Source organism: uncultured Lactobacillus sp. (assembly GCF_902491705.1).
Classification (GTDB): Bacteria; Bacillota; Bacilli; order Lactobacillales; family Lactobacillaceae; genus Lactobacillus.
In genome coordinates, this window is sequence record NZ_CABUIW010000065.1 from 1 (window position 1) to 11,258 (window position 11,258).

9 protein-coding genes and 1 pseudogene are annotated in these 11,258 nt (G+C 36.9%); 2 read left to right on the forward strand and 8 right to left on the reverse strand.

Annotation, left to right across the window (positions count from 1 at the left end):
- From RDN22_RS09925 to glpK, 8 genes and pseudogenes are all read right to left on the reverse strand, one after another.
- A pseudogene (locus RDN22_RS09925) lies at nt 1-436 on the reverse strand (RNA-guided endonuclease TnpB family protein); the annotation flags it as partial.
- A gap of 152 nt (nt 437-588) precedes the next feature.
- Entirely contained in the window at nt 589-2,256 is a 1,668-nt protein-coding gene (locus RDN22_RS09930; protein ID WP_308557896.1) for an alpha-glucosidase, read from the reverse strand.
- A gap of 121 nt (nt 2,257-2,377) precedes the next feature.
- Nucleotides 2,378-3,556, reverse strand: a complete 1,179-nt coding sequence (locus tag RDN22_RS09935; RefSeq protein WP_308557897.1) for an acetate kinase — start codon at nt 3,554-3,556, stop codon at nt 2,378-2,380.
- An 85-nt stretch (nt 3,557-3,641) separates the two neighbouring features.
- Nucleotides 3,642-4,592 (reverse strand): LacI family DNA-binding transcriptional regulator, encoded by a 951-nt coding sequence (locus tag RDN22_RS09940; RefSeq protein ID WP_308557899.1) that lies wholly within the window; start codon nt 4,590-4,592, stop codon nt 3,642-3,644.
- Between the two features lie 7 nt (nt 4,593-4,599).
- Nucleotides 4,600-5,373 carry a tyrosine-protein phosphatase gene (locus tag RDN22_RS09945; protein ID WP_308557901.1) on the reverse strand — a complete coding sequence of 258 codons (774 nt, stop codon included), beginning with the start codon at nt 5,371-5,373 and terminating at the stop codon, nt 4,600-4,602.
- An 84-nt stretch (nt 5,374-5,457) separates the two neighbouring features.
- The gene (locus RDN22_RS09950; protein ID WP_308557902.1) at nt 5,458-7,038 is read right to left on the reverse strand and encodes an ABC transporter ATP-binding protein; all 1,581 of its coding nucleotides are present in this window, start codon (nt 7,036-7,038) and stop codon (nt 5,458-5,460) included.
- Between the two features lie 114 nt (nt 7,039-7,152).
- A complete protein-coding gene (locus RDN22_RS09955) occupies nt 7,153-7,977 on the reverse strand; it encodes a helix-turn-helix transcriptional regulator (RefSeq protein ID WP_308557904.1) in 825 nt (274 codons plus the stop codon).
- Nucleotides 7,978-7,979: 2 nt separating this feature from the next.
- On the reverse strand, nt 7,980-9,482 hold the full coding sequence (gene glpK, locus RDN22_RS09960) for a glycerol kinase GlpK (protein ID WP_308557906.1): 1,503 nt from the start codon (nt 9,480-9,482) through the stop codon (nt 7,980-7,982).
- 131 nt (nt 9,483-9,613) lie between these two features.
- On the opposite strand from glpK, the gene thiD reads away from it, so the two are divergent.
- Together thiD and RDN22_RS09970 are read left to right on the forward strand one after the other, a co-directional pair.
- Nucleotides 9,614-10,432 carry a bifunctional hydroxymethylpyrimidine kinase/phosphomethylpyrimidine kinase gene (thiD, locus tag RDN22_RS09965; protein WP_308557908.1) on the forward strand — a complete coding sequence of 273 codons (819 nt, stop codon included), beginning with the start codon at nt 9,614-9,616 and terminating at the stop codon, nt 10,430-10,432.
- 82 nt (nt 10,433-10,514) lie between these two features.
- Complete coding sequence (locus RDN22_RS09970) at nt 10,515-11,201, forward strand: cobalamin biosynthesis protein CobQ (RefSeq protein WP_308557910.1); 687 nt, start codon at nt 10,515-10,517, stop codon at nt 11,199-11,201.
- Nucleotides 11,202-11,258: the final 57 nt, after the last annotated feature.

The window sequence follows — 11,258 nt, forward strand, 5'->3', positions numbered from 1 at the left end:
TAGGTAAATCAAACCAGTTTTCTTTTGCAATACCTCGTGGTTTATCAAGTCTAAGCTTGCCATTGACAATCTTAGCTCGATCAGTTTTAAAGCCTTGCCTTGGAGCTTTCTTTGACTTAAATCTAGGCTTGCCCCAATCAGGTTGAGCCTTATCAAAAAAGTTTTTCCAAGCCTTAGCCAAATCCTTAACGGCTAATTGGAGACAGCGAGCAGATAACTCGTATTGCCAATCTTCTTTATTAGCTACTAATTCATCACGAACTCTGTGTTCATTAGGACTTAAATTATCTTGATCACTTAAAGTATGAGCTTCATACATTGCTTGCCAAGTCTCTAAGCCTTTATTCCAGCAGTATCTGCGATAATCACATAAAGCATCAAGATGCTTTTGCATGGTTTTATTTACTTTTAGCTTAACTACCTGTGTTTTAATCATCTGTCCACCTCCTATGCAAACACAAGTTTAGCAAACAGACGTTTAAACACAAGCGAACAAAATATTAAATTTTCAATATAGAACTATTCTCCATGTTTATCTTTCTAAATAGTTCTAATTTCTACATTTTTCTATACTTATCTACATTTTGGCTAACAGTTAACTTCCTCCTTTTTCAACACAACGCCTGCATAAGGCATCAAGGTCAATACTTCATCAGTTAACTTATATTCTCCAGCTTTCAGTATTTCTACTGAATAGTCAGCTGGAAGATTAATCTTTATCTTTTTATCACTTAATGAAACAGCTACGATTGCACTTTGATCATCTAAATCTCGCTGATATACGTAACTATCTTTATCAGTTGAGATCATGTAGTAAGTGCCGTCTTGGAACAGATCTTCTTTTTTAAGCTTTAACATGTCTTCATAGAAAGTAAGCATGCTGGAATCATTATTGTATTCACTGGCAACTGTCGCATCATTTTGGCTAGTGCCATTAATCCATGGCGTTGCGTCAGTGAAGCCATGATTCTTAGTATCGTTCCATTGCATTGGACCACGAGCTGGCAGTTTATGCGTATCGCTCACCATTTCCAAGGCTTTTTCTTTACCTATAACTTTTTCCGCATCTTTAAGCCAAGGACCAACAGTTTGATCTTCAAATTGATCAACGCTGTTAAAATGCAAATTCTTAAGTCCAAGTTCTTCGCCGTAATAAATAATTGGAATTCCGCGTTGCAGATACATTAACATTGCTAAACTCTTAGCTTGAGTTTGCGTTTTAGCAACCCTAGTCGCAATTCTGGCCATATCGTGGTTGTTCCAATAAAGCGTAGGTTGAGACACACCAGCTAAAGTTTGTTGCCAGACAACCTGATTTTGCTTAAATGCGGTTAAATCAAGATCTTTAGGCTGATATTGATCTGAAAAGCGCTTATCAACATTTGAATCATCTTCAGTAAAGTAGCGGAATGTTATCACGCTATCCATTAAATGATTGCGTTTGGATGTGTAATCAACCGCTAAGTTGACGCTGGCACTTGCTGCTTCACCAAGTAGTAAGGCATCTGGATAATCTTGCTTGATTTGTTCACAGAATGGTCTCATCCATTCTTGCACTTGAGGCAAGTTAGCGAAAAATGGTTCGGCAATAATTGGCTTATCGTCACCATCAACAGTAGGATAATTTTGTTGCAAATTAGCTTTGCCAATGTGAATAAAGGCATCAAGACGCAGGCCATCAATTCCCTTATTAAGCCAAAATTCGGCAACTTTTAACATAGCGTGACGAACTTCTGGGTTCTTCCAGTTAAGGTCTGGCATGCGCTTATCAAACAAGTGGAAATAAGATTGACCAGTTCCTGCTGGATCTGGTTCCCATACGCTGCCACCAAAGAATGAACCCCAATTATTAGGGCGCTTATTGTCATGTCCAGCGAAAATATAATAGTCACGATACAGACTATCTGGATTTTTAATCGCATCTTGGAACCATGGATGTTGATCTGAAGTATGATTCAAAACAAAGTCCATGATGATGTGAATACCTGCCTTGTGTAAGTCTTTGATTAAGTTTTCCATGTCTTCCATCGTTCCCATATGAGGATCGATAGCAAAGTAGTTAGAAACGTCGTAGCCATTATCTACTTGAGGCGAAACAAAAATAGGATTCAGCCAAACGGCGTTGATCCCCAAATTCTTTAAATATGGGATACGCTTGCGAATACCGTTAAGATCGCCGATACCGTCATCGTTGCTATCTTGAAAAGACTTAGGATAAATTTGATAAATAATTGCGTGATCGTACCAATGTGCCATAATTTTTTCCTCCACGCATAGTTTAATTGATTAAAGAAACCGTTTTCAATACATTGGTGGATGTTACCGGTATCAAAAAATGAATCCCTTTAGGGGATGCATTTAATATTTCCTATTCTTTTTAACGTGTTAAACGAATTACTTCACGAGCAATCATTAATTCTTCATTAGTTGGTACAATCAAAGCCTTCACCTTTGAATCAGGCATAGAGATGAACTTTTCGCCGTCAGTTCTGTTAGCCTTGTAGTCTGGCTTCAAACCTAAATACTTCAAGTATGACATTACACCAGCACGAACACCAGAGTCATGTTCACCAACACCAGCAGTGAAGACAATACCGTCAACACCGTCCATTTCTGCAGCATACGCACCAACATAACGTACAACACGGTTAATAAAGATGCGGCGTGCAAGCTTAGCTTTCTTTTCCTTACTTTCAATCAAGTCACGCATATCAGATGAAACGCCTGAAATACCAAGTAAGCCAGATTCATGGTTAAGCATATCAACTGCTTCATCAATTGACATACCTGTTTTATGCATCAAGCGTTGTAAAGCAGATGGATCAAAGTCACCGCTACGAGTACCCATTGTTACACCAGTTAAAGGACTAAAGCCCATTGAGGTATCAAATGACTTGCCATGCTTAACTGCAGTAACTGAAGCACCTGAGCCTAAGTGACAAACAATTAATTTAACAATGTTAGGGTTTTTACCCATCATTCTAGCGGCACGGCGTGCTACATATTCAACTGAAATACCGTGGGCACCATATTTACGAATGGCATCTTCTTCATAATACTTATAAGGAATTGAATATAAATAGTGCACTGGATCAAGGCTTGTGTGATATGAAGTATCAAATACCGCTACTTGTGGCACGTTAGGAATAGTTTCCATAAAAGCCTTGATACCTGTTGCTTCAGGAATATTGTGTAAAGGTGCAAGTTCTCCTAAATCAAAAATTTGTTGGAGCTTCTTTTGGTCAATAACAGCAGAATCTTTAAAGATTTCACCACCGTTAACGACTCTGTGACCTACACCAGCAATTTCTTTTAAGTCTTTAACTACATTGAATTTTTTCAAGTCATCCATTAATAATTTAACAGCTGCAGCTTGGTTAGGAATTGCTGTGTTTTTGATATATTCTTTGCCGTTACTAAGCTTAATCTTAAATACCGCATTATCCATTCCGACACGGTCAGCCATACCTGAGGCAATTACATGTTCATCTGGAAAAGAAAATAACTTGTATTTAAAAGATGAACTGCCTGAATTAATTGCTAAAACTTTTTTCATAATATACCTCTTAAAAGTGATTCTCTATAATTTATCTCTTATCACAAGTATAGCGCTTTCAACTGGATGATAAAAAACTTTTTTGTTACCTAGTTGATCCGCGTCTAATTAATTTAGGCTTGAGCATTACTTCACCTTGAGGTGAACCTGATTGAGCGATCTTTTGCAAAAGCATTTTAGCAAGCATTTCACCCATCTCAAAAATTGGCTGCTTAATTGTAGTTAATTTAGGGTTAGAAACCTGATCCAAAAAGACACCATCAAAGCCGATTACACCAAAGTCTTCAGGGATTCGTGCATCTTGCTCTTGTAATTCACGGACCACACCGACTGCAATACGGTCACTAGCACAGATAAAACAAGTATCCTTTTTAAATTCTTTAAAGTGATCATGAACCAACTTTTGAGCTGCATGACTATGGTTAGAAACACGATAAATTTGTGGAATCAGTTGATGTTGCTGCAAAGTATTGATATAGCCAGCTTCACGAGAATATTCAAATGGTTCCTTAATATCAATCCCGATAAAAATAATATGCTTATACAAGCGATCTAAGGCATATTGCGTAGCCATTTTTTCTGCAGCTTGGTTATCACTGTCAACGAAGTCATAGCCACGGTGATTTTCACCAAACAAAACAAATGGCTTATCTAACTTATCAAACATTTCATAATTTTTATTGCGCGCACCAGTAATTAAATAGCCATCTGCACGACCCTTTTCAATTTGATTAGGATCTGTTACCAATTGCATCGCATATTGCTTAGAGTTTAAACCACGAGCAAAGCCAAACAGCAAGTTCATATAATAGGGCTCTGTCGTATCAATATCTTCCAAAGTAACAAATTTAACCACATTCGAGCGATTATTAACTAAGGCCTGAGCAATAGAGTTAGGATGATAGTTTAAGTTTTCCATCGCCTTTTCGACCATTGCCCGCAGTTCTGGCGTTACTTGTTCAGGGTGATTAATCACCCGTGATACCGTCATTTTAGAAACATTTGCTTCTTTAGCTACATCAGATAAAGTTGTCATTTTATTCCTATTCCAAATACATCTTTCTAAATCTATCTAAATCTTTTTGACTAAAACCAAGCTCTTTTTTGAAAAATGCATCAAAACTGCCCCAACCTTTACGAATTGTTTCAGTAATGCCGCGAATGGCCGGTCCTTCACCTTTAGTCAAATTCATTTTTGAAACGAGCTTTGCAATTTGATTTTCATCAGGATATTGCTTAGAGATGGCGAAGTCGTAAAGTTCATTAGTAAGTAAATAGTCTTGGGCGATCGTATCATCATCAACGCCAAGAGCAGTTAAGATTAAAGCCGACGTCATACCAGTACGGTCTTTACCGGCACTACAGTGATATACAAGGGCATCTTCTTCAGGTAATTCGATTAGTTCCGCAAAAATCTTGGCAAATTCTTCTTGGCTATGCGTATTAAGCAAAACTTGTTGATAGATCTTGCCTAAGAAGTTATCACCCATATCAGGAATATGATGGATGAATCTATATAACTTATTATCGCCCTTATTTTCTTTAGGATTTTCTGAATAAATATGAGCATCTACGTATCTAACGCCAGGCCATCTTTTATCTGGCGCGGCGTTTTGTTCATATTTTGAACGTAAATCTATATCAACAACAATGCGGCGATCAGCGAGCTTTTTTTCATCTTCTTCTGATAAAGAACTAAGTGAATCAGAACGATAAATTTTATTCCACTTTACATGTTGCCCTTTATTATTTTTATAGCCGCCAATATCTCTGAAGTTAAGTGGCCCATCTAAAGCTAAGATTCTTTCATGTTCCATCTTTAACTGCCGCCCTTTCTTGTGAATTTATTAACACCTTTATTATAGCAAAAAAAGAGCCGATTATAATCGACTCAAATTTAGCTACTTTTTCACTAATTGATGATTTTCAATTTGCCAGGATGTAAAACCATATTTCTTTATTAGGTCAAAATTAATGTGGTGTGCACTTTCAACTATTGTCTTTGGCGTATTGTACAAAATCTTTCTAATTTCATCTGAGTTTTTCTCATCAAGTGCAGCGGTAATTTCATCAAGTAAAATAATTGGCCGATCTCGCAATAACGCTCTAGCGATAACTAGCCTTTGTTTTTGCCCACCTGATAAATCTTCTTTTTCCGGATGAATTACTCGCTCTAATGGATCATTTCCTAACTCGTCAACCAATCCAACTTCGTTTAATACTTTTAGTAGCTGTTGATCTGTAAATGATTCGCCTAAGCAAAGATTATCTTTAATCGTTCCTTGGAATAGCCATGGCGTTTGTGCAATATAAACTGATTGAACTGGGTTAGGATTCTCGCCACCAATTTTTATTGTGCCATGCGTTGGCTTAAGTAGGCCAGAAATCATATTAAGCAGAGTACTTTTACCTGATCCAGATGGGCCTTGAAGTAATACCTTTTGCCCATAAGTTAAATCGAAATTCACATTTTGATAAATCGGATGATCTTTGTAAATTAAGCTGACATCGCTAAATTCAATGTCTGGTTCAGAATTATCTGTCTCAGCTTCTTCAAAAATGTCTTGCTTAGCAAGCTTAATTTTTCTAATTTCGGTGGTACTGGCAACTTGTGCCCAATACTGCATTAATCCACGGAAGTTTTGTACAACACTATTAGCTGATAAGGTTAACGAAAGCAGTGCGCTAATTGTTACACCAAATTGGTGCGTAGTAATAAAGTAAAAACCAATTGCCCATGGAGCAATAATTGCTAAAACCGTGAAAAGTAAGTTAGCATATTGAATCCACCACTGCAGGTTTTCTTGCTTTAATAAAGTATTTTCACTAGTTTCAACATCTTGGCTAACTCGTTTAAAGAACGGTTTTTGAGCTTGATATTGCAAAATATCACGCATCCCCTTGAACCAGTCACTTGCTGAGCGCATCATTTTGCTATTTTCATTACTCCATTGCTCACCTAACTGTCCCAGCTTATTTTTACCAAAAAGCATTGGGATGAGGCTTAAACATGAGAAAGCAACAAAGATGATCCCCATTAATAAGTTTACTCTCAGAACATAGATCGTTGAAATAACTGCAGCCGTCCCAGTTGACAAAATGCCAGCGATTACAGCAAAATATTGATCATCAATTTTGGTAGCATCATTACTAATATGATTAAGTCCACTAGCAGCATCTTCTTTTAAGGCGAAGCTATTAATCAACATTGTTTTCTTCAGCTTCACTCTAAGACGCTTACGAGCCATGTTAAGAAAAATATTCTGCAAAACAATGGCAGTATATGTGGCAATGAAAATAATTGTACTTTTAATCAAAAATAGGATTAATTCTGTGCCACTTTTACCAACTAAATTTGGAAATTGTCCCAAGATTATACCGTTGATAACTCCTTCAAAGCCACCAGCGATTAAAGTAATGACAATAAGGATAAGTAGCCAAAATGGCAAATTTTTAATGATCCATTTGAAGTTTACGTTCATAGTTTTCACTACTTTCGTTTATACAAAAAATAGTATTTTAAGTACCATAATAATCATATTTGTTTATTAAAAAACAAAAAACGAAAGTGTCACATTCGACACCTTCGCCATTAATTAATCTTTTCCTACATAATAGCCCATATCATTTTCAATAAAAAATTGCCTAATTTTCTCTGCTTTCTTTTTATCGTGATTATATTGAGCTATATAATATTGTTCCATAATTTTAGCAAAGCAATTCTTAGGTTCACAACTCAATTGTTTAAGTATAGACAAAGCCAAATTTACTTCTTTTCTATCTTTGTTGTCTTCACGATAGGACAGCCCTAAATAATTAACAGCAATTGCAGATACCAGCTCTTGTTGAATGCTTGAGATATTTTTCATTGAATAGTACTTATTAAAAATAGTATTAATAATAATTTTCAAATCTTCTAGATCAAAAAGCGGCATAGCTATCGCTAATAATCGTAATGAATTTTCATTCCAGTCTTTTGTTTTGAATATTTGCTTTTTAATATCTGTTCTTTCTTTATCCGTAAGCTTATTTAAACTATGTGTTAAATATGCTTTTATCACAATTGCTTGTGTTTCTAAATTTAAAATTTCACTAGTCTGCACTTCTCCTTTTAATTGCTCTTGTAATTCAGAAAGCTGGCCTAAATCTTTTTGATAATAAGCTCGATGTAACTTAGACAGATATATTTTAGAGCTATAGTCTTGATCATCTATTTTTTGATTCTTTCCAATCTGATTAAAGAATTGAGAAACATTGATATCATGTAGACGCAAAATTTCTATTAAATCAATGGCTTTTATTTCATGTTGCCCGCGTTCAACCTTAGAATAAAAAGATTTCGTTAAAACATTGCCTGCCATCTCTGTTTGAGTTAAACCCAATTCTTTCCGCTCTTTTTTCAAAGCTTCGCCAATCGTCATTATTATTCACCATGTGCAAAAACTTGTGTAGCTTTAATTGCACGCTGCCAGCCATTATATAATTTCTTTCGCTCCAAATCGCCCATCTTAGGTTCAAAGGCCTGACCAATAGTAAAGACGTGTTTCAATTCATCAATATTCTTCCAATAGCCTACAGCAAGTCCTGCCAAAAATGCGGCACCCATACTTGTTGTTTCTAACACTTTGGTCCGTTCAATCTTTTTACCTAAAATATCTGCTTGGAATTGCATCAAATAATTATTGTTGCTTGCACCGCCATCAACGCGAAGAGCTGGAATATCAATACCAGAGTCTTTCTGCATTGTATCAACTACATCCCTAGTCTGATATGCAAGTGACTGAAGCGTTGCTTTAATCATATCTTTGTCAGTAGTTCCACGTGTAACACCGAAAATTGCACCACGTGCTTCCGCATCCCAATATGGTGCGCCAAGTCCCGTAAATGCAGGCACCACATAGACTTCATTCTCAGAAGTTGATTCATAAGCAGCCTTCTCAGAATCAGGAGCGCTCTTGATCATCTTCATTGAATCACGCAGCCATTGAATCGCACTACCTGCCACAAAGATCGATCCTTCTAGAGCATATGTAATTTTACCGTTAATTGCATAGCCAATTGTTGTAAGCAAATTATTATTAGACTCAGTTGGCTTGTCTCCTGTATTCATGACGATGAAGGCACCTGTTCCATAAGTGTTTTTCACCATTCCTGGCTTTAATGCAAGTTGACCAAACAATGCGGCTTGTTGGTCACCGGCCATCCCAGCAATTGGCACTTCTCCACCAAAGAACATGTATGTAGCGGTTGTTCCATAAACTTCTGAATTTGAACGAACCTCTGGCAACATTTTTTCTGGGATATTCAACAAATCTAAGATGTCTTTATCCCACTTCAAAGTATGAATATTAAAAAGCATGGTTCTAGAAGCATTTGTGTAGTCAGTAACATGCTTTGCACCATCAGTTAATTTCCAAACAAGCCAGCTATCAATTGTTCCAAAAAGCAACTTGCCTTGTTCAGCCTTTTCTTGTGCTCCTGGAACATGATCCAAAATCCAGCGAATCTTGGTTGCACTAAAGTATGGGTCAACAATCAAACCTGTTTTTTCTCTTATTTTTTCGCCATAGCCGTCTTTTTTCAATTTTTCAGCTAAATCAGTTGTCTGCCGTGATTGCCATACAATTGCATGATAAATTGGCTTACCAGTATCCTTATCCCAGACCACTGTAGTTTCACGCTGATTAGTAATTCCAATTGCTGCAATTTGACCTGGCCAAATACCTGATTGAATAAAGGCATTAGCTATCGTAGTTTGCACTGCCATCCAGATTTCATTTGCGTCATGTTCAACCCAACCTGGTTCAGGGAAATATTGTGTAATTTCTTTTTGAGCTGAAACAACTTCTTTACCATTATGATCAAAGATAATTGCTCTGGTTGATGTGGTTCCTTCATCAATCGCTAAGATATATTTTTCTTTCATGATTATTCTCTTCCTATCAAAAGCGCTTTCTTAATTAGTTTACTGTTTTTGAAGTGTAGTTTCTAGCAGTTAAGCAATTAATCGCGCTATAATTTTGAGTAAATGATTTTAGTAAGAGAGGCCTTCAAATTATGACAGATCAAGATCAAAAAATTGCAGTCACTATTGCTGGTAATGACAGTGATGGTAGCGCAGGGATGCCTGCAGATTTACACTCATTTTACGCACGTGGCGTTTACGGAATGGGATTATTAACTGCCGCCGTTGCGGGAAACACAACGGGGATCTATGCCCAACAAGTAATGCCACTTGATTTCATCCAAAAGCAATTCGACGTTTTAGCAGAAGATTTTACCATCAATGCCGCTAAAACAGGAATGGTTGCTGACTCTAAGGTAATGAATGTTGTAGCTGATAATCTTGAAAAATACGATTTTGGTAAGATCGTAATTGACCCCGTAATTTCTACCAAGCATGGCAACACATTAATGGACGACGATTCTTACAATACTTTCATCAATCGCCTTGTTCCACTTGCCGACATCATTACGCCTAACTTTTATGAACAAAGAAAACTCACCGGTCTTGAATTAAATGACGTTGATGAGGTTAAAAAAGGTGCCAAGATGTTACAAGATATGGGTGCTAAGAATGTCTTAATGAAAGGTCGTCATGATGGTAAAGAAAAGCAAGTTACCGACATTTTATTAACTGAAGATGGCGAATTCCATACTTTCACTAAACCATACTTTAAGACTGACCGCGTAAACGGTACTGGCGACACTCTATCCGCAGTCATTGCAGCAGAACTTGCTAAAGGAACTTCTTTAATTGACAGTGTAAAAATTGCTAAGGACTTCACCTATGAAGCAATTTCTCACCCAATTAATGTTGGCTCAAAATTTGGACCAATCAATCACTTGGCAGCACAAGAAAATATTAATGATTGAAAAAAATCTTTTATCGCAAAATTTAATTACTTTAAGCTATAATAAGTACATGAATTTCTAACAAATTGTAAGGGACGATAAAATGAGTAATGATAAATTGATCAAAATTGCATATCTTTATGAAGACTTAATGAACACCTACGGTGATTCTGGAGACGTTAAAATTCTAAGATTTTTACTTAAGCGCGAAGGTTATGACACACAAGTTGATAACATCTCACTTGGTGACGAATTCGATGCTTTCGATTATGACTTCGTATTCTTCGGCGGCGGTCAAGACTTTGAACAAACTGTGGTTGCTAAAGACTTGCCACGCCACAAAGAAACGCTTGAAAAATACATCAACAGCGACAAGCCAATGCTCTGCATCTGTGGTGGCTACCAACTTATGGGTAGCTACTACAAGACTAATTCTGGTGTAACTATTCCAGGATTAGGCATTTTGCCATTGCACACTATCTTCAAGTCTGACAAGCGAATGATCGGTGATACACGTTACATGACCGAATGGGGCGAAGTTAAGGCCTTTGAAAATCACTCAGGTCAAACTTACTTCGACAATAAAGACAAGTTGCATCCCCTCGGCGATATAATCGAAGGCTACGGCAATAACCCACAAGACCACGTTGAAGGTTTGCGTTACCGCAACTTTATCGGTTCATATTCACACGGTCCACTTCTTAAAAACACTAACGTAGCTAACGCCATCGTTAACATGATTTTAGATTGGCACAAGCAGCGCCTTGAATCTGAAAAAGTAGCTGAATAACAAAACATTCTAAGCTTAATAGTGAATTGATTATCCGACGGGATAGTCGATTCACTA